At 60.3% G+C, this 25,948-nt stretch carries 28 protein-coding genes; 9 read left to right on the top strand and 19 right to left on the bottom strand.

All coding sequences use genetic code 11. From position 1 onward, the window contains the following. Positions 1-20 precede the first annotated feature (20 nt). Positions 21-476, bottom strand: a complete 456-nt coding sequence (gene soxR / locus ACR0B8_RS12440) for a redox-sensitive transcriptional activator SoxR (protein WP_170350673.1) — start codon at positions 474-476, stop codon at positions 21-23. A gap of 84 nt (positions 477-560) precedes the next feature. Between soxR and ACR0B8_RS12435 the strand changes: the two genes are divergently transcribed. From ACR0B8_RS12435 to ACR0B8_RS12425, 3 genes are all read left to right on the top strand, one after another. Then, entirely contained in the window at positions 561-941 is a 381-nt protein-coding gene (locus tag ACR0B8_RS12435; RefSeq protein ID WP_170350675.1) for a VOC family protein, read from the top strand. A 241-nt stretch (positions 942-1,182) separates the two neighbouring features. Then, positions 1,183-1,653, top strand: a complete 471-nt coding sequence (gene greA, locus ACR0B8_RS12430; RefSeq protein ID WP_058282071.1) for a transcription elongation factor GreA — start codon at positions 1,183-1,185, stop codon at positions 1,651-1,653. Positions 1,654-1,667: 14 nt separating this feature from the next. Next, positions 1,668-2,660 carry a hypothetical protein gene (locus ACR0B8_RS12425; RefSeq protein WP_170350677.1) on the top strand — a complete coding sequence of 331 codons (993 nt, stop codon included), beginning with the start codon at positions 1,668-1,670 and terminating at the stop codon, positions 2,658-2,660. Here ACR0B8_RS12425 and ACR0B8_RS12420 read toward each other — a convergent pair. From ACR0B8_RS12420 to ACR0B8_RS12405, 4 genes are all read right to left on the bottom strand, one after another. Next, positions 2,657-4,732 carry a molybdenum cofactor synthesis domain-containing protein gene (locus ACR0B8_RS12420; RefSeq protein ID WP_413247488.1) on the bottom strand — a complete coding sequence of 692 codons (2,076 nt, stop codon included), beginning with the start codon at positions 4,730-4,732 and terminating at the stop codon, positions 2,657-2,659. The genes ACR0B8_RS12425 and ACR0B8_RS12420 overlap by 4 nt on opposite strands. Continuing rightward, the gene (gene mobB / locus ACR0B8_RS12415) at positions 4,729-5,220 is read right to left on the bottom strand and encodes a molybdopterin-guanine dinucleotide biosynthesis protein B (RefSeq protein ID WP_480658633.1); all 492 of its coding nucleotides are present in this window, start codon (positions 5,218-5,220) and stop codon (positions 4,729-4,731) included. Before mobB ends, ACR0B8_RS12420 begins: the two co-directional genes overlap by 4 nt. Continuing rightward, positions 5,217-5,861, bottom strand: coding sequence for a molybdenum cofactor guanylyltransferase MobA (mobA, locus tag ACR0B8_RS12410; RefSeq protein ID WP_480658631.1), 645 nt, complete (start codon positions 5,859-5,861; stop codon positions 5,217-5,219). The genes mobB and mobA overlap by 4 nt, the downstream gene beginning before the upstream one ends. 352 nt (positions 5,862-6,213) lie before the next feature. Further along, on the bottom strand, positions 6,214-7,101 hold the full coding sequence (locus ACR0B8_RS12405; protein ID WP_170578081.1) for a formate dehydrogenase accessory sulfurtransferase FdhD: 888 nt from the start codon (positions 7,099-7,101) through the stop codon (positions 6,214-6,216). Positions 7,102-7,150: 49 nt separating this feature from the next. Here ACR0B8_RS12405 and ACR0B8_RS12400 point away from each other — a divergent pair, with 49 nt between their 5' ends. Both ACR0B8_RS12400 and ACR0B8_RS12395 read left to right on the top strand, forming a co-directional pair. After that, on the top strand, positions 7,151-7,867 hold the full coding sequence (locus tag ACR0B8_RS12400) for an AzlC family ABC transporter permease (RefSeq protein ID WP_170361335.1): 717 nt from the start codon (positions 7,151-7,153) through the stop codon (positions 7,865-7,867). Next, entirely contained in the window at positions 7,864-8,196 is a 333-nt protein-coding gene (locus ACR0B8_RS12395) for an AzlD domain-containing protein (protein ID WP_170397120.1), read from the top strand. The genes ACR0B8_RS12400 and ACR0B8_RS12395 overlap by 4 nt, the downstream gene beginning before the upstream one ends. Here the strand turns inward: ACR0B8_RS12395 and ACR0B8_RS12390 are convergent. The 7 genes from ACR0B8_RS12390 to ACR0B8_RS12360 all read right to left on the bottom strand — a co-directional run bounded on the left by ACR0B8_RS12390 (position 8,185) and on the right by ACR0B8_RS12360 (position 14,693). Then, positions 8,185-8,817: a hypothetical protein gene (locus ACR0B8_RS12390; protein WP_170397118.1), complete on the bottom strand. Its 633-nt coding sequence runs from the start codon at positions 8,815-8,817 to the stop codon at positions 8,185-8,187. The genes ACR0B8_RS12395 and ACR0B8_RS12390 overlap by 12 nt on opposite strands. A gap of 18 nt (positions 8,818-8,835) precedes the next feature. Continuing rightward, complete coding sequence (locus ACR0B8_RS12385) at positions 8,836-8,970, bottom strand: aa3-type cytochrome c oxidase subunit IV (RefSeq protein ID WP_058281864.1); 135 nt, start codon at positions 8,968-8,970, stop codon at positions 8,836-8,838. Between the two features lie 68 nt (positions 8,971-9,038). Beyond that, entirely contained in the window at positions 9,039-9,599 is a 561-nt protein-coding gene (locus ACR0B8_RS12380; RefSeq protein WP_170412646.1) for a hypothetical protein, read from the bottom strand. Beyond that, positions 9,586-11,424, bottom strand: coding sequence for a glycerophosphodiester phosphodiesterase (locus ACR0B8_RS12375; protein WP_226689307.1), 1,839 nt, complete (start codon positions 11,422-11,424; stop codon positions 9,586-9,588). Before ACR0B8_RS12375 ends, ACR0B8_RS12380 begins: the two co-directional genes overlap by 14 nt. 62 nt (positions 11,425-11,486) lie before the next feature. Continuing rightward, a complete protein-coding gene (locus ACR0B8_RS12370) occupies positions 11,487-11,939 on the bottom strand; it encodes a DUF6173 family protein (RefSeq protein ID WP_170361323.1) in 453 nt (150 codons plus the stop codon). Positions 11,940-11,943: 4 nt separating this feature from the next. After that, positions 11,944-12,990 carry an MBL fold metallo-hydrolase gene (locus ACR0B8_RS12365; protein WP_170551684.1) on the bottom strand — a complete coding sequence of 349 codons (1,047 nt, stop codon included), beginning with the start codon at positions 12,988-12,990 and terminating at the stop codon, positions 11,944-11,946. After that, on the bottom strand, positions 12,990-14,693 hold the full coding sequence (locus ACR0B8_RS12360; RefSeq protein ID WP_226689306.1) for an acyl-CoA dehydrogenase family protein: 1,704 nt from the start codon (positions 14,691-14,693) through the stop codon (positions 12,990-12,992). Before ACR0B8_RS12360 ends, ACR0B8_RS12365 begins: the two co-directional genes overlap by 1 nt. A 138-nt stretch (positions 14,694-14,831) precedes the next feature. Between ACR0B8_RS12360 and ACR0B8_RS12355 the strand changes: the two genes are divergently transcribed. Next, positions 14,832-15,782 carry an L-threonylcarbamoyladenylate synthase gene (locus ACR0B8_RS12355; RefSeq protein WP_226689305.1) on the top strand — a complete coding sequence of 317 codons (951 nt, stop codon included), beginning with the start codon at positions 14,832-14,834 and terminating at the stop codon, positions 15,780-15,782. On the opposite strand, the gene ACR0B8_RS12350 is transcribed toward ACR0B8_RS12355, so the two are convergent. After that, positions 15,783-16,337, bottom strand: coding sequence for a YqgE/AlgH family protein (locus ACR0B8_RS12350; RefSeq protein WP_170350691.1), 555 nt, complete (start codon positions 16,335-16,337; stop codon positions 15,783-15,785). Between the two features lie 146 nt (positions 16,338-16,483). Here ACR0B8_RS12350 and ACR0B8_RS12345 point away from each other — a divergent pair, with 146 nt between their 5' ends. After that, entirely contained in the window at positions 16,484-17,296 is an 813-nt protein-coding gene (locus ACR0B8_RS12345) for a protein-disulfide reductase DsbD domain-containing protein (RefSeq protein WP_170361317.1), read from the top strand. Between the two features lie 3 nt (positions 17,297-17,299). Next, positions 17,300-17,746 (top strand): NUDIX hydrolase, encoded by a 447-nt coding sequence (locus ACR0B8_RS12340; protein ID WP_170361315.1) that lies wholly within the window; start codon positions 17,300-17,302, stop codon positions 17,744-17,746. Here ACR0B8_RS12340 and ACR0B8_RS12335 read toward each other — a convergent pair. The 6 genes from ACR0B8_RS12335 to ACR0B8_RS12310 form a co-directional block, all read right to left on the bottom strand. Continuing rightward, positions 17,716-21,117 (bottom strand): efflux RND transporter permease subunit, encoded by a 3,402-nt coding sequence (locus ACR0B8_RS12335; protein WP_226689304.1) that lies wholly within the window; start codon positions 21,115-21,117, stop codon positions 17,716-17,718. The two genes, ACR0B8_RS12340 and ACR0B8_RS12335, sit on opposite strands and share 31 nt — an antisense overlap. A gap of 5 nt (positions 21,118-21,122) precedes the next feature. After that, the gene (locus ACR0B8_RS12330; RefSeq protein WP_226689303.1) at positions 21,123-22,577 is read right to left on the bottom strand and encodes an efflux RND transporter periplasmic adaptor subunit; all 1,455 of its coding nucleotides are present in this window, start codon (positions 22,575-22,577) and stop codon (positions 21,123-21,125) included. A gap of 106 nt (positions 22,578-22,683) precedes the next feature. After that, positions 22,684-23,226: a molybdenum cofactor biosynthesis protein B gene (moaB, locus tag ACR0B8_RS12325; RefSeq protein WP_170350700.1), complete on the bottom strand. Its 543-nt coding sequence runs from the start codon at positions 23,224-23,226 to the stop codon at positions 22,684-22,686. A gap of 6 nt (positions 23,227-23,232) precedes the next feature. Then, complete coding sequence (locus ACR0B8_RS12320) at positions 23,233-23,853, bottom strand: LysE family translocator (RefSeq protein WP_170350701.1); 621 nt, start codon at positions 23,851-23,853, stop codon at positions 23,233-23,235. Then, entirely contained in the window at positions 23,850-24,449 is a 600-nt protein-coding gene (locus tag ACR0B8_RS12315; protein ID WP_170361308.1) for a metallophosphoesterase family protein, read from the bottom strand. The genes ACR0B8_RS12320 and ACR0B8_RS12315 overlap by 4 nt, the downstream gene beginning before the upstream one ends. Then, a complete protein-coding gene (locus ACR0B8_RS12310; protein WP_226689385.1) occupies positions 24,449-25,213 on the bottom strand; it encodes a uracil-DNA glycosylase in 765 nt (254 codons plus the stop codon). The genes ACR0B8_RS12315 and ACR0B8_RS12310 overlap by 1 nt, the downstream gene beginning before the upstream one ends. An 85-nt stretch (positions 25,214-25,298) precedes the next feature. Between ACR0B8_RS12310 and ACR0B8_RS12305 the strand changes: the two genes are divergently transcribed. Then, complete coding sequence (locus ACR0B8_RS12305) at positions 25,299-25,928, top strand: scavenger receptor class F, member 2 (protein ID WP_226689302.1); 630 nt, start codon at positions 25,299-25,301, stop codon at positions 25,926-25,928. Positions 25,929-25,948 lie beyond the last annotated feature (20 nt).

Below are 25,948 nucleotides of genomic sequence, written 5' to 3'. Positions count from 1 at the left end.
ACATTGCTGCAATGCGGCAGTTATGTATCGGGAGAGTCCCCCATAAGGTACCTGGGACCGCTACCATGGCATTTGGCCCGGTCGTCCGGGTTGTAAAGTGCGCATTTCGGAAGGCTGAGGCAGCCACAGCCGATGCACCCATCCAGATTGTCGCGCAACCGCGTCAAGGTAGCGATTCGCTGATCCAGACGGTCACGCAGCCCGACACTGATTTTTTGCCAATCCTTGGGCGTTGGTGTGCGGTTGCCAGGCAAGTCGGACAAAACATCCTTGATCTCGGGCAACGTCAGGCCAAACTGCTGGGCGATCATGATGAAACTCAACCGCCGAATATCGGCGCGCTGATACCGCCGCTGCCCACCCGCATTGCGCCAGGGCGCGATCAGCCCCTGCGCCTCGTAGTACCGGATGGCCGACACAGCCAACCCCGTGCGCCGGGCCAATGCGCCAATTGCCAGCCCTTCGGAAACTGCCATTATCCTCATTTAATCTCTTGACCTAAAGTTAGGTTTAGAAATTACAGTGAGTCGTGACAAGCCTCAATTCGCAAAGGAGACCCCATGATGGCGACGCTTGAACACACCAACTTCACCGTTCGCGACCCGCAGGCTTCGGCCGCGTGGATGCACAAGGTGTTTGGTTGGAAAACCCGCTGGGAAGGCCCGGCCATTGCGGGCGGCTATACCGTGCATGTGGGCAGCGCGCATACCTATCTGGCGCTTTATGCGCCCAGCGATCCGCAGCCATCCGGCGAAAGCAGTTACGACATCATTGGAGGGCTGAACCACGTGGGTGTTTTGGTCGAAGATATCGACGCCACCGAGCAGCAAGTGATCAAAGCCGGCTTCACGCCCAAGTCACATGCGGATTATGAGCCCGGAAAACGGTTCTACTTTGACGACGACAATGGCATCGAATTCGAAGTGATTAGTTACAACTAGGGCGTTCCGGGAAACATCTTGCAAACTCGTTATCGCCAATATCCCGAGAGCGCGAAGTGCGGCAGGGTATTGGCGATTCAAACTTTTCCCGAACATCATAGGCCGTAATCCGCCCGCTGCGGGGCCAAGACCTCTTGCAATTCACGCCTCATTTAGGTCAGGTATTTGCCAACCCATCAATTCGCCCCGACGCTGGTTCCATGCGGCGGGGCGCATCAATTTATGCGTGGACGACAAGACCATGGAAAAAATTCCGATGACGCCTACGGGCAATGCCGCGCTTGCGGCAGAGCTGAAAAACCTGAAATCCGTTGAGCGCCCAGCTATCATCGAGGCCATTGCTACGGCCCGTGAATTGGGTGACCTGAAGGAAAACGCCGAATATCATTCGGCCCGCGAAAAACAGGGCTTTATCGAAGGCCGTATCAAAGAGCTGGAAGGCATCCTATCGCTGGCCGATGTGATCGACCCCGCCAAGCTGTCGGGTGCGATCAAATTCGGCGCCAAGGTCACGCTGGTCGATGAGGACACTGACGAGGAAAAGACCTGGCAGATCGTGGGTGAGTATGAGGCCAATATCGAAAACGGTCTGCTCAACATCAAATCCCCCATCGCCCGCGCCCTGATCGGCAAGGACGAAGGTGACAGTGTCGAAGTCCGCACCCCCGGTGGTGTGCGGTCTTACGAAGTCCTGAGTATCGAGTACGCCTGACCGGAGCGTCCTTCATGTCCGAGCCCACGCCAGAGCAGGAAGCCGAGCGGCCAACGTCGTTGGGTATTTACGACAAGCCCTCGCGGCCGTCCGTGACCGAGATCGAGATTGCGGCCATCGTGCTTAGCGTGATCTGGCTGGTGGTTTCGGTGGTGTTTCTGGTGCTGCCCGACGACGTCGAGGGAGGTGGGTTCGTGGTGACCTTGCTGGCGGTGTTCATGCCGGTAGCAATGATCTGGGTCGCGGCCACGGCGATGCGCGCCAGCCGCGTCATGCGCGAAGAAAGCGAGCGTCTACAGACTGCGATTGATGCGATCCGGCAGACTTATGTCCTCCAGCAACAGCGGGCCGCCATTTCCCACGAACCGGCCGTCAGCAAGAAGTTGGACGAAATCGCTGAATCCGCGAAAAAGACCGAAAGTACACTGGCCACGTTTTCGACCAAACGTAGCGAACCTGCGCGGGCGGCAGCGTCAAACGGAACCGGCGACCAAACCTCGTTGGAGTTGGGTACGCAGGCCGAGGACATCGCGCCGCCACTCAGCACCGATATTTTCATCCGAGCGCTGAATTTCCCCGAAACGCAGGATGACGCCGAAGGGTTCGACGCCTTGCGTCTGGCGTTGAAGGACCGCAAGACCGCCCAACTGGTGCAGGCTTCGCAGGACGTTTTGACGCTGCTCAGCCAGGAAGGCATCTATATGGATGACCTGCGCCCCGACATGTCCCGCCCCGAGATCTGGCGGCAATTCGCGCAGGGTGCCCGTGGTCGCTCGGTGGCGGCTTTGGGCGGCATTCGGGATCGGTCGTCGCTTGCGCTGACGGCGGCGCGGATGAAGCAGGACCCGATCTTTCGCGACGCCGCACATCATTTTCTGCGCCGCTTTGACCACATGATCGTGGCTTTTGAACCTGAGGCCAGCGATGCCGACCTGACCGCATTGGGTGAGACCCGAACGGCGCGAGCCTTCATGTTACTGGGGCGTGTGGCTGGAACCTTCGACTAAAGGCCGAAGCTGCCGTAGGGGATAAACCGGACTAGATCGCCCGGTTTGATATGGCGCGCGCCGTCTTCGATTTCGACCAGCCCTTCGGCCCAGCTGAGCCCGCTGATCCGGCCCGATCCTTCAGAGGCAAACACCTCGACCCGGCCATCGCGCACTCGGGCGCGCAGATATTCGCGGCGGCCCGGTTTCTTGCGTTTTTCAAAGGCGGCGGGCAGATCGAACCCCTGTGGGTCCTGCCAGCCCTCACCCGCCATCAGACCCAAAGCCGGGCGCGCAAAGATCAGGGTGCAGACCTTAGCCGCAACCGGATTACCCGGCAGGCCAAAGACCGGTGTGCCTTCCCACAATCCCAGAGCCAGCGGCCGCCCCGGTTTGAGCGCAATCCTCCATTCCTGCATCGCCCCCGCCTCTCGCAACAGGGCCGAGACGTGATCCTCATCCCCGGCTGACGCGCCACCGCTGGTCAGGATTACATCCGCCTGTTCCGCCGCCGCATTCAGGCGATCGCGCAAATCTTCCCGGTCATCAGAAACCCGCCCCATATCCACCGGCTGAAACCCCATGCGGTCGATCAGTGACAACAGCATCGGGCGGTTGGCATCGAATATCTGGCCTGGCCCGGCCTTGTCTCCGGGTTCGATCAGTTCATCACCGGTCGACAGCACCGCCACACGCAGCGTATTGCGCACTGGAACTTTTGCAATTCCGGCAGCCGACAACAACGCCAGATCGGCGGGCGTCAACCTTCGCCCGGCAGACAGAACCAGATCGCCCGCGGTCACGTCCTCACCTGCACGGCGGGTGTTTGCACCCTGTTTCAGGGGGCCGTGAAAAGCGATGTGGCCATCTTGTACGGTCACGTCCTCTTCTAGAATGACCGTATCCACACCCTCAGGCAACGCCGCGCCGGTCAACACCCGCAGCGCATGGCCATGCGGCACCGTGCCATCAAACGGGATACCTGCAGCCGCGCGGCCCGGATGCAATGGCATCACCTGCGCACCCTCGGGCATCGCACCCGCAAATCCGTAGCCGTCAACGGCCGTATTCGGTTGCGGCGGGTTCGAGCGTTTAGCGATGATATCCTCTGCCAGAATACGCCCCATAGCCTGCGGGAGCGCAATTGTTTCAACAGGCACAACTACCGTCAGCCGCTGGCGCAGCAGGGCCAGCGCGTCATCCACCGGCGTCCAACTCACCCCGGCAGGCAAAGCAAAGCAATCGTTGCGCAGGGGCGGTGGGGCAATATCCGGCTTGCGTTGTGACACTCCCAAAATCCAGCCTTCCTCTGCTGCGTTGACGTTCAGATGGATCGCCAATTCCTCGAGTCGCATCCCGGCCAGTGACAGCGCGACCTGTTCCACCTGCCAGGCGTCCTTGATCCGGTCTTTCGGCCCGGCCCCCAGGGTAAGCGAGGGCCAGATTTCCACAAAGGCGACCGGGGTGTCCAGCGGCTCGAACGGCCAGACAGAGATTTGTCCGGTAAATGCGCGGCGCAGACGGGCCAGAACCGGCAGGCCAGTCATGACCTGACCACCCACAGCACCGGCCCCGCCCATTTGCCAACACGTAAAGCTGCCCTTGGTTTCGGGGTTCAGTTCGACGCAACGGCGCTCGGGAAATGGGTTGTGATAGCCCGCCTTGTTTTTGGGCAAACCGTCGATGCCACGTCGCAGGCCATTGAACCAGAACGGACCCTTGCCGCCAAAACGGCGGTTAATCTCTCCGGCCAGATCAAACCGGTTGTTGGCTTTTGGCGAATCCTCGATCCGAGCCTCGAACCAGTCCCACAACCGCAACGGATCATCCGATCCGGTCAGCGCACGGGCGAACCCTTTGGGATAGCCAAAGGGGAAATCGAACCCCAGACACAGCCGCCGTCCTGAGGCAATCTCATCCGCAATCAGGTCGTGCAGCCATTGCTCGGCAATCTTGCGGTTTCTAAGGTATGTCGGTTCTTCCGCCCTGCCCTTACGCACCACACAGGCCCAGATGGCATCCTTGCGTTCGGAAAGGCCGGTGTCATTGCCACCGGACCAATCGACCATGGCAAAACTATCGAAACCGGTCACAAACCAACCTCTTGCAGAATGAAATCGGCGATGGCTGCGGTGTCATTCAGGTCAAAGACCGGCACAGCCACATCGAGCGGCGTGTCACTTGCGACGGCGCGGATCGTCGCGTTCTCAGGCGCCATCAACGGGTTCGCGGCCTCGGCCCGATAGGCTTCGACCTTGGGGTGGGCCTCGCTTTTAAACCCCTCGATCAACACCAGATCGACTGGCGACAGTCGCTCTAGTAACTCATTCAATGGAGGCTCGAGCACGCCGCGCAGCTCTTGCATGATCGCGACGCGTTGACCCGAGGCCAGCAGAACCTCGGACGCGCCCGCAACGCGGTGACGATAGCTGTCAGTGCCCGGCTGATCGACATCGACATTGTGATGGGCGTGTTTCAGGGTCGAGACGGTAAAGCCGCGCCCGGTGATCTCAGTCACCAGCCGCTCCATCAACCCAGTCTTGCCCGCGTTTTTCCAGCCAATGACGCCGTAAACCTTCATGCCTGCTCCAGCAGTTGTTCTGCCCGCGCCAGATCGTCGGGTGTGTTGACGTTGAAGAACGGATCAAAGGGATCGGCCGGGAACAGCGCCTCGCGCCCGTCATGTTTGTCGGTCCACAGCACGACCTTGCGCAGGCCGTCATTCAGCGCATCCCGCAGATCGTCGCGTAATGCCACGGGCCAGAGACCAAAGGTCGGGTGCCGATTGACCCGTTTTCCACCACCAGATTTCAGCGCCTCATCCCCGGTGCGTGGCGTGGTGGCCAGCACCAGCGGAAGCGTTTGCCCCTGGGCAGCGTCGCTCAGCCGCATCACCAGATCGCGCGGGAAAAACGGAGTATCGGCGGCAGCGGTGACAATGCAGTCAGCCCCTTGCGTGGCCGCCCAATCCAGCCCGGCCAGAACGCCCGCCAAAGGCCCCGCAAACCCTTCGATCGTGTCGGGCAGAATAGGCAGGTTCAGATCAGCGAACCGTTCCGGATCACCATTGGCATTCAGCGCAAGGCCATCCACCTGCGGGGCCAGCCGGTCGATCACATGGGACAGCAGGCTTTGCCCGCCGATCTGCAACAGACCTTTGTCACCGCCGCCCATCCGGGTGGCAAGGCCGCCTGCGAGGATAACTCCGAGAGGGCGAGTCATGTGGAGATCTCCGGGAGTTCATGGGGCCGCGTCGTCAGGAAATTGACGACAAAGAAGGTCAAAAATAACATCGCGGCGTAAAATCCGAAGAAAAAATAGGAAAATACGAAGAATACGGAAAACAAAACTGCGAAAGCGCGTCTACATCTTTTCAGTTCTGAAATTATTTCCGGCGTGCCGTTCATGCATCCTGAAAACAACAGATTTCGTGACACTCTTCGGTTGCGCCGGGGTATGTCGAGTCTTGCCAAAAGAGGCCACCAAAGCCGGGCCGCAATCCAAAATCCTGCTATGCCAAAAACCACGAATGGCCCCAAGATCAACGGCACTATTAACAAGTTTTCCGACATGGTTACTCCGCACTCTTCCTGCGATGCTTCTTATCCTCAACCGCCACGCTGGCCGGGTCCACATCGCGCAGCAACCGGTCCTCGCCCGACAGACACACAAACCGCTGACCGCGCATGCGGCCGATCAGGGTCAGGCCGACCTCGCGCGCGATCTCGACGCCCCATGCGGTGAAGCCCGAACGGGAGGCCAGCACTGGGATGCCCATCATCGCCGTCTTGATCACCATCTCGGATGTCAGACGGCCAGTGGTGTAGAGGATCTTGTCTTCCGCCGCCTCACCCTCGGACAGCATCCAGCCCGCGATCTTGTCGACAGCGTTGTGGCGGCCGACATCCTCCATGTAGACCAAAGGGCGGTTTTCAAGGCACAGAACCGTTCCGTGGATCGCCCCGGCCTCAAGATACAGCGACGGGGTTCGGTTGATCTTGGCCGCCAGCTCATACAGCCATGATGTCCGCACATGAACTTGCGGCAGGCGCACATCCTCGAGCCCCTCCATCATGTCGCCGAACACGGTGCCGACTGCGCAACCGCTGGTGCGGGTCTTTTTCTTCAGCTTGTCCTCGTAGGACGTCTCGCGCGCGGTGCGGACGATCACGGTTTCCAGATCGTCGTCATAATCGACCCGCGTGATCTGATCATCATCCAGCAACATGCCCTGATTGCGCAGGAACCCCAGCGCCAGATATTCCGGATAGTCGCCTATGGTCATTGCGGTCACGATTTCCTGGGAATTCAGGAAAATCGTCAAAGGGCGCTCTTCGACAACCGAGATCTGGCTGACCTCTCCATTCTGGTCCACGCCCTCGACCGCGCGGGTCAGGCGGGCCGCGCCGGGATCGGGGGCGATGATGTAGTCCGAGACATCCAGTTCCTTGGCCAATTGCAACCCTTTCCCAAGACCGCTACTGCTGCGGCTATCACCATAGGATTTAGCCATGGCAGACACCACATCCAAGTCATACTATTGGAAGGGTTTTCGCGACGGGACCCCGTTCATTTTCGTCGCCATACCTTTCGGCACCTTGTTCGGGGTATTCGCCACCGAAACCGGGCTGACCATCATTCAGACGATGGCGTTCACGGCAACGGTTTTCGCCGGGGCCGCGCAATTCGCGGCCTTGCAACTGCTGCAAGACAATGCGCCAACCCTGATTATCCTGGCTTCGGCGCTGGCTGTGAACCTGCGGATGGCGATGTATTCAGCCTCGCTGACGCCGTATCTGGGGGCCGCGCCACTATGGCAACGCGCCATTGGCGCATATCTGGTCGTGGACCAGTCCTACGCCAGCTGCATGGTCCGGTTCGAAAAAGAGCCCAACATGACCGTACCTCAACGCATGGCCTATTTCTTTGGCTCGGTCTCACCGATCACACCTTTGTGGATACTGTCCACTTATCTGGGGGCAGTGTTGGGCACGCGAATACCCGAAAGCTGGGCGCTGGATTTCGCCTTGCCGATTACCTTTCTGGCCATGATCGGACCGATGATGCGCACACTGCCGCATGTTGTGGCCGCTTTGGTCGCCATCACAGTCTCGCTGCTGACAGTAGCGGTGCCGTATAATCTGGGCCTGCTGGTGGCAGGGTGCACCGGTATGATGGCCGGGGCACAGGCGGAGTTGTGGCTCGAACGCAGAAAGGTCACGTCATGAACGCGGTCGATCCGGTTACCATGTGGATCATCATTGTCGGGCTGGCACTGGGCAGCTACGGCCTGCGGTTCGTGTTCCTCGGCCTGGTCGGGGATCGCCCGATGCCACCCTGGCTGCTGCGTCATTTACGCTATACTGCCGTGGCAATTTTGCCGGCGCTGATCGCGCCGCTGGTGGTATGGCCGACCGCAACCGGCGGCCAGCCGGACATCCCGCGCATGGCGGCAGCCGCTGTCGCGCTGATGGCCGGGTTGATTACGAAAAACGTGCTTGCCGCGATCTTTTCCGGGGCCGCGACCCTCTACGCGCTGCTGTACCTAGTGGGCTAGCGCACCGCTCTGCTGGTTCAGAAGGGCATTGTTCGCCGCCAGACCCTTTTGCAGATCGGCATCGTCATTTTCGCGATACTCGGTGGTGGACACCCCCGGTATCTGGCCGAATTGCTCGGACAGTTTGACCGGATAGAACGTGGTTCCGATCTGTTCGAACCCTGGCACCTGCTGCAACAATCGAGAGGTAGAGTTGGCGCAGTATGCACTGGATACCGGCCCCATCTGCTTGGCCAGCTGCAGGGCGATTTCCGCCTGTTGTGGGGTGACCTCGATGGTTTGGATACGCGCAAAATGCGTTTCGCGCGCGTGGCTGCTGCGATAGGCGCGCTCGACATTCGGAGTGATGCCGTACAGCACGTCGTTCTTGATCGGCACAACATCCGCGCGGAATGAACCTGCAGGGTCAAAAATCACCCGCTCACTACCACTGATCATCAACGAGGTATGCGCCCCCGAACCGGTTCGGGTGCTGATCATTGTATAAAGCGTCAGCGTCGACGGACCCGGATCACGGTAAGACCGTGCCACGACTTCTGACTGATCTGCCTGAGGGCGCTGCGACCCGGTGCAGCCTGCAACAGTTGCCGCCAGAAGGCAGGCAAACAAAATCCTGATCACGGTCGACCCCGGTTTGGATTACGCGGCGAAGACCGCCAGGAACAGGCAAAGGAAGGCAATCGCAACCACGCACCATGTGGTGGCCTTGATGAAACCGTTGAAGGTTTTGGTTTGGACGGTGATGTCCATTTCGCCGTGCTTGTATTCAGCCATGACTCAGAGATTCCTAATTCGCGTGTTTGAGATGTTGGATAATCGAAAAATCGAGGCCTGTCACCACGTCATTCGCGCGCAGGGGTCACGGATTGAAACACGGAACATCCCGGATAACCAAACCCCCACCGCCATGGCAGGCCGGAACAGGGCCCACCGCCCAAACGCACGGCGGTATACATCGCCTCGGCCGTAAAGAAGTGTGCCGTACGAATCTGGTCGGGGGTCATTTCATAGCGTTGGGCATAATCCTCGGCATGGTCATCGCCGTGCTGTTTGACGCAGGCGCGCAGCGTGTCATCCGCCGACTGGCGCGCGTCAAAGCTTTGCTCGGCGTTCGATGCGCCACCAGCGTTGTGATAGGCGCGGTCATGGGTCACGCAGCAATATTCCCACGGCGGGTGCGCCTCGTATAGCGCGCTGAATTTGGGGAAGGTTTCAGCCACAAAGCGCCAACTGGCGGACAAACCGCCGGAACAGCCATCTGTTTCAAAGGGAATGGGCTCGGCATCCCCACGTTGCGCGATCAGCGCGCGGTGGGCTGGCATTTCGATGTTTCGCATGAATTCCTGTGCCGTTGCCGGGGCGGCCATTACTGCCAGCAAGGCCGCCAGTTTAGGGGCTTTCATCACGCATCGCCTCTGTGTCGATGGACATGCCAAAAGTGGTCGCCATCCATAACAGCAACCGCTCGGCCGGGCCCATTTCAGCTCGCACCCGCAGCACCTCGTTGGCCATTGCAGGACGGTCGGTGATCAGCCCATCCACCCCCATCGAGGCCATGGCCGACATCTGCAACGGATCATTCACTGTCCAGACATAAATATCCTTGCCCGCCTCATGGACCGAGCGCACCAGACCCGGCGTCGCCATCGCGGCGTTGACGGCAAGGAAATCGCCCTCAAGCCCTGTCAGGTCACCCACCGCCGTTGCCGCCAGAACGCCAGCCCGCCAATCGGGGCGGATGGACTTCATTTTTTGCACGGCGGGGTATTTCAGCGACATGGTGGCAATGTCGTCCTGCATCCCCAACTCTTCGACAAGGGCCACCACGCGGTTTTCCAGATCGACATCATGGCCGTAATATTTCAGCTCAATGATGACCTTGGCTTTACCTTTTGCGGCCTCAAGCACCTCACGCAGAGTTGGGGTGCGTTCATCGGCGTATTCGGGACCAAACCAGCTGCCGATGTCGATCTGGGCGACATCCTCCATCGTCGCATCCCAGACCTTAAGGTTCACGCCAGCAAGTTTCATGAAATCGCTATCATGGGCGACGATCACCACGTCATCCGCCGTTTCCTGCACATCGATTTCAACCCAGTCCGCACCGTCTTCGATGGCCTTGAGCACTGCGGCCATGGTGTTTTCCGGGCGCACCGCCGCCGCGCCGCGATGACCGATGACCTCGGCCCGGTCGGGAGCTTGCACACGTTCCAGCAAATGCTGACCAAACCACAACCCGATCAACACAGCCACCACGGCTGCGCCGACGGTTGCCAACAGCGGAATACGCAGACTGCCGGGTTCGGGATGCAATGGCTCGTCTGTCTTGATCTCAAAAAAACCATCCAGCAACACTGCCAACGCGCCTAACGCAGTCGCCGCCAGCACCAATCCGGCCAATGACCAAACCCCTGCCACCAACAGGCTGTAAAGCAAGGCCAGACGCAGATGGCTGGCGCCCTGCAGGGGAACGATGGCGAATAGGATACCCGCGACCCAGGCAATCAGCGCGGCGATGATCAGACGCAGGATCAGCCATATCGCCAGCTCGATCTTGAGGCGCCCACGTTTGCCCTCCATCCGGCTGGTGCTGATGTTAAAGGCATGCCCAGGGTGGACATTTTCGAACAGCACCAGATGCAGCGACAGCGCCCAAGCCGAGAGCCTGCGGATCAACACCCAGGCCATGACCAGAACTACCGCTCCGATCAATACCACCGCGACCCAGAACGAGGGCGGATGGAAGGTCAGGTAATAGTTGATGTCATATTCGGTCAGCGTCCACCACGCGATCAGTGCTGCAACCACAGCAAAAGGCAGCACCAGCAGCAGAACGCGCAGCACGAACCGCACGGCAAATCCAAATAGTGCCGAAAGGCGCGACAGGATCAGGCCGATGGCGGAACTGCCCGCGCGCCATGGATCGGCTTCGCCCATCCGCAACGATGCGGCCATGACCGAGAAAACAAACACTTCGGCCAGAAGAAACAGGCTCAGCACAGCAACAGCAGCGATGAAACCGGCGGGTGACAGGATAAAGGCGGCGATGGCCTGATCCGTCAGCGCGGTTTGATTCGACAGCGATACGGCAAGGTTTACGGTGATCGCCACGCCCGGTGCAATCAATGCCACCAGCAGCAGGCGCACGGCGATGTAGATCGGCACGAACACGCGACGGCGCGCCCAGGCGCGCCTGTAGGCAGTTGTAACGTCTGAGAAACTGGTCACGTGGCCTCCTTGAAAGTTGCACTCATTCAAGGCTGCGCAGACGTGAATTGCAAGTCAGGCGATCAGCTTTCTTCCAGATCCTTGGCCAACCGGAATCCAATGCGATTGGCGGGCTTGTCCTCGACCGACTTGGGCAGGGCCCGCAGCATCACATTCAGTTGGCTGACATGCTGCACCAGCTGGGTTCGCGCACCGGTCGCGTCCGAGCCGTAAAAAGTGATGATATCGGGATCAAAATAACCCATGCCCTCGATCCGCATCACGCCCGCATCGCCACCGGTAAAGCCCATGGCGACCTCTTGATCACCGGTCAGCGTTTGTTCGAAGTTCTGGATATACAAGATCAACCGCTCATACGCCCATTGCGCCGGGCTTTTGGTCTCGACCGGTTTTTGCAGCTGTCCGGGCAGATCCTTGGCACCTGATTTCGCGTCCGGGTTGGCGTGGACCTCATAGCAACGGGGCAAAGCTGCCGCTTCTGCTGCCTCGGCTGATGTTTTGATCTGGTCCTGCATGGCTTTACCCTTTGCGCTGAAACTCCCAGGCCCCGTCAGCACGGCGCGTCCGGTTGACAGTTCCAATGTGGTAAAGATGGTTCAGATGTGCAACCGCTTCGACCAAAGCCAGCCCGTACTCGCCTTCTTTGATCTGGCGCTTGAATAGAGGCATGAAACAATCGGCCGCGGTTTTGGGTTGGTCCAGATAGTCCTGCAACCGGTCCAGCGCGCCGTGGTGGTTGTCGATCAATTGCTTCATGCGCAGCGGCAAGCCGGTAAAAGGCAGCTTGTGCCCACCCAGCGCCAGATGATCAGGCCGCGCCAAGCCTTGCAGACGCTCACATGCCTCCAGCCACTCGGCCACGGGATCAGCCAAAGGTTCGGTGACATAGACGCCTAGATTGGGGCTGATCGAGCTGAGGATCTGATCCCCGGTGATCACCAGATTGTCATCGCGACTCCAGAACGTGGCGTGTTCAGGGGCGTGCCCGTTGCCCATATGAACGTCCCAGTCACGGCCACCCATGCGGATGACGCTGCCCTGCTTGATCCGGGTAAAGCCCAGAGGCATTGGATAGACCGTGTCGCAATAGTTAAACGGACGCTCGGTCATCCGTTTGGCCAGAACACCCGCGTCCATGCCCGCGCTGCGGTAATAATCCAACGTTTCCTGCGGCCAGCTTTCCTGCACATCCAATTGCAGCATTCGCGAGAACAGCCATGCGGTACGCGAGGCCACTAGTTCCACGCCGTGTTCCGATTGAAACCAGCCTGCATTGCCCACGTGGTCGGGATGGTGATGGGTCACGACCACCCGGTTGATCGGCTTGCCGCCCAGCGGACCCCCCATTAGGGTTTCCCAGATGCGACGGGTCTTGTTCGAAGACATGCCCGTGTCGATCACTGTCCATCCATCGCCATCGTCCAGCGCATAGATGTTGACGTGATCCAGCGCCATGGGCAGCGGCAGGCGCATCCACAGCACCCCTTCAGCAACCTCGATCGCCTCGCCCTGCGCCGGAGGCTCAGGCCAAGGATAGCGGATTGCCAAAGGTGTATCCCCGTCCATTACACCGCCAGCTCCTCAGGGGTGAGCGCATAGATGTCCTCGGCCCCGTTCTGCGCCTGCGTCAGCAGACCGGCATATTCCGGCAGCAATGCGTTGATGTAGTACCGCGCCAGTTTCAGGCGCGGACCTTCGGGGTCAGCCAGCGCCGCCTTCAGGTGGTAATGCGCGCCCAAAACGCGGGCGAAGGCGTGCAGATAAGGCACAGCACCGGCAAACCGAGCGTTCATGTCCGATTGCGCCACGATCCACTCGGTGGCTTCGCGCAGGCTTTCGGTCGCCTCCCATACGGGACCCGCCAGACCCGGCAGGCTGGCGCGGGCCTGTTCGGCGTGATCCTCGATCTCGTCCAACAAGCGCGAGGCTGCTTCGCCCCCATCCATCATCTTGCGCGCCACAAGGTCCATGGCCTGAATGCCGTTGGTGCCCTCATAAATCGCGGTGACGCGGACGTCGCGGTAATATTGGGCTGCGCCCGTTTCCTCGATGAACCCCATACCGCCGTGAACCTGCACACCAGTTTCCGAGACGCGCATGCCTGTTTCAGTTCCGAAGGCCTTGCAGATCGGGGTCAGCAGCGCGGCGCGTGCGGACCATTCGGCGTCACCGGTGGCCGTGGCCATATCGATAGCAGCCGCATTGGCCAGCATGATGGCGCGCGCGGCAAAGGTATCGGCGCGCATGCTCATCAGCATCCGGCGCACGTCCGCATGGTCGATGATGGTGCCCGAGGGCGTCTTGCCTTGCTTGCGGTCCAGCGCATAGGCCAGCGCGTGCTGGTAGGCACCTTCAGCGGCCCCCACACCCTGACCACCAACACCCAGACGTGCGTTGTTCATCATGGTGAACATCGCAGCCATGCCGCCATGTTCCTTACCAACAAGCCAGCCCTTGGCCCCGTCATATTGCATGACACAGGTTGGTGAGCCATGCAGGCCCATCTTATGTTCCAGCGACACCACTTTCAGATCGTTGGCCACACCGGGATTGCCGTTTTCATCGGGCAGGTACTTGGGCACCAAAAACAGAGAAATCCCCTTGGTTCCGGGCACACCATCCGGCAGACGCGCCAGCACCAGATGGCAGACATTCTCAGTAAAGTCGTTGTCACCCCAAGAGATAAAGATCTTCTGACCCGAAACCGAATAGGTCCCGTCGCCTTTGGGCACTGCCTTGGAAGACAAAGCCCCCACATCCGATCCGGCCTGCGCTTCGGTCAGGTTCATGGTGCCCGACCATTCGCCCGTCATCATCTTGGGCAAGTACAGAGATTTCAGCTCGTCACTGGCGTGATGTTCCAGCGCTTCGATCTGGCCTTGCGTCATCAACGGTGCCAGTTGCAGCGACAAGCACGCGGCCGACATCATCTCATTTACAGCGGTGGTCAGGGCCATCGGCAGGCCCATACCACCGAATTCTGGGTCACCGCTCATCCCGATCCAACCGCCTTCGGCAATCGCTTTCCACCCATCTACGTAACCGGGCGATGTACGCAACACGCCATTTTCCAACCGCGATGGCTCCAGATCACCGGGGCGTTGCAGCGGGGCCATTACCTCTTCGCACATCTTGCCGGCCTCAGACAGGATCGCACCGACCACATCTTCGCTGGCCTCCGAAAACTTCTCGGTCGCCGCGATTTGATCGAATCCGACGACGTGGCGGAACAACAACTCATAGTCGGAAATGGGCGCGCGGTATGGCATGTCTTCCCCCGGGTCTGTTTGGGTCGGTTTTTGGCGGGTGGGGTTGGAAATTGCAATGCCCACCTTTATGCATCCTTGATTGGTCGGAAACGTAACTGGCCTTGTTCTGCAAGCAATCAAAACGCGGCGTCACATGAAATGAACCCTAACGGCACTTTGGATTTAGCCGCCGATCCGGGCGGAATCGCACAGGCAGCTGACCTGCTGCGGCAGGGCCTGCTGGTCGCCTTCGCCACTGAAACTGTCTATGGGTTGGGCGGCGATGCCCGCAATACCGAAGCCGTGGCCAGCATTTATGCCGCCAAGGGACGACCCAGCTTTAACCCTTTGATTGCGCATGTGGCCTCTGCCGAGGCAGCGCAGCGATATGTCGAATGGTCCGAGCGGGCCGAGACGCTGGCTGCCGCATTCTGGCCCGGCCCCCTGACAATGGTTCTTCCTCTGCGCGAGGGGCACGGGATTTCACCGCTGGTCACAGCCGGGCTAGAGACGCTGGCGGTTCGGGTCCCAGCACATGGTACGGCCCGGGCGTTGCTGTCAGCCTTTGACGGGCCGGTGGCAGCGCCATCGGCCAACCCCTCCGGTCAGATCAGCCCTACGACTGCCGATCACGTGCGCGCGGGTCTGAATGGGCGTATCGCGGCCATACTGGATGACGGCCCCTGCGGTGTTGGTCTGGAATCCACCATCGTTGGACTGGCCGGAGAGCCCGCATTGCTGCGCCCCGGCGGTGTGGCGCTGGAACAGATCGAAACCGTTTTGAATACACAACTGCACCTGCATCAGGCCTCGGATGTACTGACAGCGCCGGGCCAGTTGCAATCGCACTACGCCCCCGACGCACCCGTACGCCTGAATGCGGCCGGCCCGCAGGGTGACGAGGTTTTGCTGGGGTTTGGCGCTGTTCCGTGTGATCTGAACCTGTCAGATAGCGGTGATTTGACCGAAGCCGCCGCAAACCTGTTCTCGGCCCTGCACAGGTTGAACACCACAGGCCGCCCGATTGCGGTGTCAACGATCCCCGATCATGGGTTGGGCGCGGCTATCAATGACCGCCTGCGCCGCGCCGCTGCGCCGCGTGACAACTGATCAGGCGCGCCCGGCGCTGGCCGACAGGGTCAGCGGGTCAACACCCAGCGTCGCCAGCGCAGCCTCCCACTTTTCATCATCGGGCACATCGAACACCAGTTTCGAGGTCGCCTCGGTGGTCAGCCAGCCGTTCATGGCGATCTCATCTTCAAGTTGGTCGGGACCCCAACCGGAATATCCCAGCGCCAGCATCGAGTTCAAAGGCCCCCGCCCCGAGGCCAGATCCTCGAGCACATCCAATGTCGCGGTCATGCTGAAATCATCCGAGATTTGCATGGAATGCAGGTTGGCATCGTAATCCGCGCTGTGCAGGACAAATCCGCGCGACATCTCAACCGGGCCGCCAAAATGAACCAGACGTTCGCCCACGACAGGGATGCTGCAGGCGATGTTCAACTGGCTGAGCAGGGTTTTGATCCGCAAATCCGACGGTTTGTTGACAATCAGGCCCATGGCCCCGTCCTCGCCATGGCTGCAGATATACACCACCGAGTGATCGAAACGTGGATCACCCATTCCAGGCATCGCGATCAACAGTTTTCCGGTCAGATCCATGGATTTAAAACTCTTGCTTCGTCTTCCTTCAACAATGGCCCCGGCACGTGGGGGTTGGCAAGGGATCAGGTCACATTTCGCTAGATTTCATCACAGTGACCCGAACGTGACTTGGAATCACCGGCAAGACCACGCATCTATGGGGTATGACGCGTTATCTAAAATCAACCGCGGCCGCCCTGACCGCCTGTTTTGCCCTGACCGCGCCCGCCCATGCGCAGGTTGAGGACGACGTTGTGCAACTGGACGTGCTTGATGGTGGGCGTACGGCCAATGGCACCTATCTGGGGGCGCTGCGACTGACGCTGAAGGACGGCTGGAAAACCTATTGGCGCGCACCCGGTGACGCTGGTATCCCGCCGCAGTTTGATTGGAACCGCTCGCAAAATGTGGGTGATGTGGCGATCACCTGGCCTGCGCCCCACGTATTTGTACAAAATGGCCTGCAATCGCTGGGCTATGCCGATCAACTGGTTCTGCCTGTTGAAATTACTCCAAGCGACCCCGCCAAACCCGTGCGGTTGCGTGGGGAAATGGATTTGGGCGTCTGCAAGGATGTCTGCATCCCCGAGACGTTGGATTTCGACCATACGCTGGACGCTGACGCCGGGCGCAACCCAGCCATTGCCGCAGCACTGGCCCAACGCCCCTATTCTGCGAAAGAGGCTCAGGTGACTGCCGCCAGCTGCCATCTGACCCCCACATCAGACGGTATGCGGATCGAAGCCCGCGTAACCATGCCCTCGGCCGGAGGGCGCGAGGTTGCGGTGATCGAACCGGGAAACCCCACGCTTTGGGCCTCGGAACCCGAAACGACACGGCAGGGCGGGACCCTGGTGGCCATATCCGAGGTGATCAGCGCCTCGGGCGGACCATTTGCGCTCGACCGGTCCGATATACGGATCACGGTGCTGGGCGCCAATCATGCCGTCGACATTCAGGGATGTAGCGCGGGCTGAGAGATGGGGAATACTCCTAAGATCGGCGCGCTGGCCGTTGTTGTACATGAAACCCGCGTGCTGCTGGTGCAGCGCAGCAAACAGCCAGATGCGTGGCTCTGGGGGTTTCCCGGTGGGCATGTGGAATGGGGCGAAACGGTGATGCAAGCCGCGCAAAGGGAGTTGCGCGAGGAAACCTCGGTCATCGCGGAACCGCTGTGTTATCTTGACAATCTGGACCTTCTGCGCCGCGACGAACAGGGCGCTGTGCAGTCGCATTACCTGCTGGTCGGGGTCGCTTGTGAATATCGTTCAGGTTCTCCCGTCGCAGGGGACGATGCGCTGGACGCCCGCTGGTTTTCGATAGATCAGATCAGACAAGGTGACCTGCCCATGAGTGATCGAGTCGTCGATCTGCTGGAAACCGCGCTGCAGGCGTGTCAGGCCGCCCGTCCCTTGAGCCGCACGTAAAGCAAGCCGGACAACACGACGCTTAGCATCAGAATTGGTAGCGCACCGGCAAGGAACGCTCCCAGCCCCATATGCAGCGCCGCGATGCCCTCATCCCCCGGGTAGAGCCCTGACAACAAACCAACTGGCGCGCCAGTCATCGCGGGCCAAATCATCGTCATGCCAAACCACAGCAGCAACACAAGCCCGGTGGCCATCACCGTGCCCTGCACCACTCGATCCGGTGCCCGCATCGCCCGGCGCAACGCAGTCATCGGGCGTGACAGGTCGTTTAGAATAGCCAGCAGCGCCGGCACCAGTAACAACACCAGAAACATTCCGAAACCCAGCCCGTACACCAGCGTTATCACCGAAGGTTTGAGGAACTGCGCCTGTTGCGAACCTTCATACAGCAACGGTGTCAGCCCCAAAACCGTCGTCAGCGTCGTCAGCATCACGGGTCTGAGTCGATCCGCCGTGCCTTCGACAATCGACGGCACCAACCCCCGCTCTCGCTGATAGGCGTCGATGGTCGTGACCAGAACGATCGAGTCGTTGATGATGATCCCAGTCATCCCCAGCAGGCCGATCACGGTAAACATGCTCAGCGGCACATCCCATATATAGTGCCCCCAGATCGCGCCCACCAATCCAAACGGAATGATCGCCATCACCACCAAAGGTCGCGTCCAGCTGGCAAAAACCCAGGCCAGCACAAGGTAGATCCCGGTCAGACACAGGATAAGGCCAGTGCGCGCCTCGGTCAGGAATTCATCTTCTTGCTCGCTCAGGCCCGTCAACCGCCATTCGACCTGCCGTTCGGCGGCGATATTGGGCAGGATCTCGTCATTCAGCGCCCGGGCAATTTCTGCCGCACGGGCCGGATCATCCTCGGAGATGTCACCCCCCACCGTAATCACCCGCAGGCCGTTATTGCGCCGCACCGTCGAAAAGCCCGACTTGCGCTCGACCGAGACGATATCGGCCAGCGGCACATAAACGCCATCCGGCGTGCGCATAAGGGTGCGTTCCAGAAAATCGGCGGTCAGTTCACCTTCGGGCAATTCGACACGGATTTCGGCGCTGCGCGGGCCATCGGGGAAAGTCGCGGCCTCGATCCCGTTCAGACGATCCCGCAACACACGGCTCAGCGTTTCCATACGAAAACCCAGCGCCTGCCCTATGGGTGTCAAATCCAGAATGAAATCTTCCTTGTCATAGGCCAGGTCGTCCTGCAGCGCCGAAACCTCGGGGTATTTCGCCAATTCGGCCCGCAGATCTTCGGAAGCTGCTTTGAGCGTGTTCACGTCGGCGCCATAGAACTGCACCTCGATTGAATCACCGCCGGGCCCGGATCGCCAGCCGCGGAAGGTCAGCATCTCGACCTTGGGATGACGCGGTACAAAATCCTGTAACTCGCCCACGAACTCAAAGCTGGAATAGGGGCGCAGGTCGGCGTCGATCAGCTCGATTGAAATCCCGCCCAGCAAGTCCTGATCCTTGCCTTCTGCGGCGGGCGGGTTGAACCATCCGGCGTTTCCGCCCACCTCGGCCAACACATAATCGATAGGATTGCGGCCATGGCGTTCTTCGTAAATCTGTCCCAGTTCTTCGGCAGCGCGCTGGATCTCGCGCATCATCGCCAGCGTATCTTCGCGGGTCGCACCTTCGGCCATGATAAAGTTGCCGGTGACCGAGCCGCGTTCGGGCGCGTTGAAAAAGCGCCAGTTCACATCACCTTTGATAAATAGCGCAATCTGGCTGGCCAGGATCACCACCATCACGGCCACAACCACATAGCGGGCCCAAACCACCCAGGCGATCAGCGGGCGGAACAGGTTATCGCGCACCCAACGAAAACCGCGATTGACCACGCGGTTGGGCAGGTCATACCAATGTTCTTTCGCCGAATGCGCGATGGCATGAGCCATATGGTTGGGCAGGATCAGGAAACACTCGATCAACGAGGCGATTAGCACCGCAATCACAGTGAACGGGATGTCATAGATCAGTTCCCCAAACCGGCCGCCGATGGCAGTCAGACCGAAAAAAGCGATCACGGTGGTCAGGGTGGCGGCAAAGACCGGCATCGCCATGCGCCGGGCAGCCCGTTCGGCGGCCACCACCGGGGCCTCGCCCAGGCGGCGGGCACGGAAATCGGCGTGTTCGCCAACCACAATGGCGTCATCGACCACGATACCCAGCGTGATGATCAGCCCGAACAGCGAAATCATGTTGATCGACAACCCGCCGATATACATGAACGCTATCGCCGCTGACATTGCCACCGGGATACCCGCCGCAACCCAGAAGGCGATGCGCGCATTCAGGAATAGGAACAGCAAGCAGACCACAAGGCCCAGCCCTACTAGGCCGTTGTCAACAAGAATATCCAGACGGTCGGTGATCGCCTGCGCGCGTGTTCTGATCAGCTCGATCGTCACACCTTCTGGCAGGCTGGCCTGAAGCTCGGCCACCACATCCTCGACCGTGTGCTGAATCTCGATAGCATCCCCAAGGTTCGAGCGGTCAACCCGCACCGACATGGCCGGGTTTTCGCCGACAAAGTAGCTGCGGTTGCGATTGACCCCTTCGACCCGGATTTCCGCCACGTCGCCAATATAGAGCTTGGAGCCATCGGCGAAATTGCGCAGTGCGATGCCCTCGATCTCTTCGGGGGTGCGCTTTTCGGTGCCAGTGCGGATGCGGGCATTGGCACCGGTGACGTCGCCAGCGGGGCTGGCCATCGCCTCTGCGGCTATGGCCTGCGCAATCTCGGACATAGTGACGTCATTAGCGATCAACTGTGCCGTTGGAACCTCGACCACCACTCGCGGAGCAGCAAGACCCCGGATCGTGGTGCGGGTTACGCCATTCGCAAACAGCCGATTGATCATCTCGTCAGTGAACTTGGCCAGTTGATCCGGATCGACCGGGCCGGTCACGACTACATCTGTCACCCGATCCCGCCACGCCCCGCGCCGGATCGAGGGCTCTTCGGTGTCCTCTGGCAAGTTGGTCACACTGTCGACGGCGGTCCTGACTTCGTCAACAGCGCGCGACATGTCCCAATTGGGCTCGAACTCCAGTTCAATGTGCGCTACCCCTTCACGCGAGGAAGAGAAGGAGTAGGTCACACCTTCGACGGCCAGTAGCGCCGGTTCCAGCAACTGAACTATTCCATTATCGACGTCTTCGGGGCCGGCACCTTCCCATTCGACCTGCAAATCAATCCGCTCGAGGATCACATCTGGGAAGAACTGCGCGCGCATTGCCGGGATCGCTGCAGCACCCAGAACCAGCATCACTAGCAACAGCAGGTTGGCCACAGTCCGATGGCGGGTGAAGTAGCTGAGGATACCGCCCGCCGCGCCGGGGATGTCGCGCATCATGGCGCTTACCCTCCTGCCCGGGTCTCGATGCTGCGCACCAATGAGGCCGGGACACGGCTCTCGCTTAATTGTCCCAGAACACGAGCCTTGACGTCGTTCGGCATCTGATCGCTGGCCTCGACCCGCGCCACCAGTTGGGCGCGCTGTTCATCCGACAATTCAACCATGTCCGGTTCCGCCCCGGCATTGGCCTCGATCCGCAGTGGCCGCACCCGAACCCCGCCACCCAACAGCGGCGTCCGGCCAACAACAACCTCGCGCCCGACCAGACCATCACCGCGCAACAACACCTCATCGCCCTGGCGACGGATCAGTTGCACAGGCAGCGCCTCGAGCCTGTCATCGGGGCCCAGCACCAGCACCGTGCCCGCCGCATCAAGAACCGATGATGGCAAACGCACCACATTGTCCAGCTGTTGTTCCTGTACTGTGACCGTAACGAAATCGCCGGGCTTGAAACCGGGCGCGTCGTCCAGACGGGCATAGATCAGACGGCCAGTCTGCCCTTCACCCGCTGATCCGCTGTCGCGGCTGATGCGCCCCGTGGCGATCAGATCGGTTCCTGTTACCTCAAGCGATACGGTCACCGGCGCCTCGATCAGATTACCCTGGGCATCCAATAGGCGCACAAACTGCGCAGTCGAGACACGGAACGCGACCTCAAGCGCGTTGGGATCCACTAATTCCGCCAGTTTTTCATTCGCCGCAACCAACCGGCCCTCGACCAGGGTCACATCCGTCAGCGTCCCGGCAAACCGCGCGCGGACGGTCATGTCGTCCAGATCGCGTTCAGCGGCCTCAAGCGCGATACGGGCACGGGCCAACAACGTGGTTGCCTGATCGACGCGCGATTCCGCCTGCGCCAGTGCGATACGACGCGCCAGAACCGCCTGCTGTGCGGCCGCTTCGGCCAGTTCGGCCTCTTCTGCGGCGGCAGGCGTGCCCACCCCGCGGCTTTGCAAATCCTTCTGACGCTGCATGGCACGTCCACGCAAGGCCGCCTGCGCCTCGGCCGAGTTCAACTCATCCTGCGCCAAAAGCAGTGAGCGTTCGGCATCGCGTTCCTCGAACTGAGCGTCCAGCAGGTCGGACTTGGCGCGGTCCAGGGCCGATTGTGCGTCAGCCGGGTCCAGTTCGACCAGAACCTCGCCGGTGGTGACGACGCCGCCATCCTCAAAATCCTCAGCCAACGAGATCACGCGCCCGCCCAATGCGGCGCGCAGCTCCAGGCGGCGGCGGCTTTGCACCTCGCCAAAGGCTTCGAGATAGGGGGTTACCGTCTCTAACTCGGCCGGTTGCACGCTGACGGCAAAAATGCGTTCGCGGCCCTCGGGTGGCTCACTGTCGCGGTTCAGGGCCTCTTGCACCGCGCTGACAATCAGCTGTACCGCGACAAATACCAAGGCCAGCGTTAGAAACGCCAGAAAGACACCAACAAGGCTTTGCCTCAAAAATCGCATCTATCACTTACCCCGGTCGCATCAGGCTACCATATGCAAAACGTAGCCGGGCACGGAAAAATGCCAAGCCACAAAGCGGTTACAATCAGTTATACGTGCAACCAGTCTACTTCCGTCGGAGATGTTCGTCCAATCTTGGCATTATTTCCACGAAATTGCAGGGACGATGCCGGTAATCGAACTGTTTTTCTAAAATACCGTCCCAGGCGTCCTTGCAGGCACCGGGGCTGCCGGGCAGTGCAAACAGATAAGTGCCCTCGGCCACACCACCCGTGGCGCGGGATTGCACCGCTGAAGTGCCGATCTTTTCCATCGAAATGAGGGTGAAAACAGTGCCGAATGCCTCAATTTCCTTTTCATAGACGTCCCGGTGCGCCTCAACTGTCACATCGCGGCCAGTCAAACCGGTGCCACCGGTCGAGATCACCACGTCAATGTCCGGGTCACCGGCCCACAGCCGCAACTGCGCCGCGATCTCACCGCGCTCATCGCGGATGATCTTGCGGTCGGCCACCGAATGACCCGCGCGTTCGATCCGGTCGACCAATGTCTGACCTGAGCGGTCATCGTCTAGCGATCGCGTATCCGAGACGGTCAGAACGGCGATCCGAACCGGAATGAATTCCATGCTTTCGTCGATGCGTGACATGTGGTGTCAGGCCCTTTCCATGATGGCAAGCCGGATGGCGAGGGCAGCGAAAATTCCCCCGGTCACCCAGCCCATAATACGTGAGGCGCGTGGATTGGAGATCAGAACCTTCCCCGCGCCCCCGGCAAATACGCCCACCAGCCCATTTACCACAAACCCGCCCAGCGCGATGATGACGCCCAAAATCAGGAATTGGGGCAGGATCGGCCCTATGGCGGGATTCACGAATTGCGGGATAAAGGCCAAAACGAACAGGATGACCTTGGGATTGGTCAGGTTCACCACCAACCCGTCGCGAAAGGCGTGGCTTGTGGGCTTTGCAGGCGCATCGGCGGACACCGCCCCGTTCCGGATCGCGCCCCATGCCAAATACAGCAGATAAGCCACCCCCATCCAGCGGATTACATCGAACAGCCATGGCATCGTCGCTACAGCGGCCCCCAACCCAAGCCCCGCTACAAAAACATGAACCATCGATCCGAGGGAAATTCCCGCACTTGCAGCGAAAGCCGGTTTGGCACCTGACCGCAAACCTTGCCCAAAGCAAAACAACATGTCTGCGCCGGGGGTGAAATTCAGTGCCAAAGCTGCCGGAATAAACGCCAGCAGCGTGACCATTTCTATCATAAGGTGACCTCAAACCAGTTTACTGTGGGGCCCAGGTTGGCGATCTGCGTGCGGCCTAGGTTGCCGCGATAGCCCCAGCTGTCATGGATGTGTCCACACAGCGCAAGTTGCGGCTGCAAGCGTTCCACTGCGTCGCGCACGGCCACGGACCCCACCGCATCGCCCAGCGACGTGACATCACCGTACCCCTTGGGCGGTGAATGCGCGATCAGGATATCCGCCGCGTCACAACGGTCCAGCAATTCAGTGGCCTCGGCCTCGGTCAGGTCACAGGACCAGTCGCCAAAAGGTGTAACCGGCACGCCATACCCCAGCCCGAAAAGCCGCAGGCCGTCCAATGTCATGCCGGTGCCGTGCAGCACATGGTCACCTTCCGGCGCGGCCTCGACCAGTTCCCGCGCGCTTTCGGCATTGCCGGGCACCATCACGAACGGTGCGGTGATGCCGGACAGCATCGCCATCGCCTGGTCCAACCCCTGTCGCGCCTTGCAGAAATCCCCAGCCCCGATCACCAGATCGGCCTCGGCGCTGGCCGCGACGACCTCGGCCGCGCGGTTGCGTGCCATATGCAGGTCGGAAAAGGCAAGAATGCGCATCACTTGCCCTCCAGCCGGGCTTTCAGCTCTAGCAGATCAGCCCAGGCCTGCCGCTTCATCTGTGGTTGGCGCAGCAGGTAGGCGGGGTGGAACATCGGGATGACCGGCAGGTTCAGCGCCTGTGCCCATTGCCCGCGCAACCGGGTGATACCGCGCTTGCCCAGCACCGCCTGACAGCTGATATTGCCCATAATCACCAGAACCTCGGGCTTGGCCAGCGCCACATGCCTTTCCAGAAACGGTTTCATCATCCCGATCTCTTCGGGTTTCGGGTCGCGATTCTGCGGCGGGCGCCAGGGCAGGACGTTGGTGATATAGGCGTTCTGGGTGCGATCCAGATCAATCGCCGCCAGCATCCGGTCCAGTAATTGCCCCGCGCGGCCGACAAAGGGCTTGCCTTCACGGTCCTCTTCACGGCCCGGCGCTTCGCCGATGATCATGACCCGTGCGCCCGGCGTGCCATCTGCAAAGACCAACTGCCGCGCCCCACGCTTCAGCTCGCAATGCTCAAACGTATCCATCGCCGAACGCAATTGTTCCAGCGACCCAGCACCTTGGGCTGACGCTTTCGCCACGGCAACTGGATCTACCTTCTTGGGTTTTCCCGGGGCAGACTGGGCCACGGCGGGCTTTTTGGCCTTGGGCGCAGTGTCAGGCAACGCAAAACGGTCAATCGGCGCATCGCCGATTGCGTCCGTTGCGCCCAGTTCGATCTGCCATTCCAGCAGAGCCCGCGCCGTTTGATAGTCCAGAGCCGATTCCATACCCTTCAATCTAACCAGCTTTTGAACGAGGGAAAGCGAATAGGCCTTGATCGGGCGGTCCGTCGCACCGACCATGAGAGTATTCATGTTGGTTCTATTGCGATTCCTTATGATTACTTTGCTGCTGACCACCCTCAGCGGCCCTGCTTTTGCGCAGCTTTTCGACCGCAACGGCCAATGCCGCCCCGGCCAGTTCCAATGCGGCACAAGGTGCTGTTCGGGCGGACAGAGATGCAGCTTTGATGGCCATTGCATTCCTCTGGGTGGCACCTATTGCGGGGGCGGGCGCACCTGCGGCCCGTTTGAGCGCTGCGTTGCGGGGGGCACGCGATGCGCGCCTGCGGGGGCGAACAGTTGTACTTCGCGCGCGGATTGCCCGGGCGGCTCGATCTGCAATGCGCGCCGCGAATGTGAACGCATCACGCCCGATTTTGACCCCAACACAGCAATCGAAGGCCTGCCCACGGTCTGCGATGATGGCCTGACTTGCGGTGCGGGATCGTCCTGTCTGCCGGGCGGCGGATGCTCGCGCCCCGGATGGTTTTTGTGCGAGGAAACCGGCTCGCAATGCCGCCCCGGGTTCAAGTGTTCCGAACATCAGGGATGCGTGCCGATCAAGGCCATCGACTGCGGCTATGGCAAATGGTGCAAACCCGGCGAACAATGCCTGCCCGAGGGTGGATGCGAGAAACTGCCCGTAGGAACCGATCCTTAGGTTGCCTAGGCGCGCGGACC

This window comes from Ruegeria sp. BH6 (genome assembly GCF_056538105.1).
The sequence above is the reverse complement of the archived record's forward strand: the minus strand, read 5'-3'. Positions and strand labels throughout refer to the sequence as shown.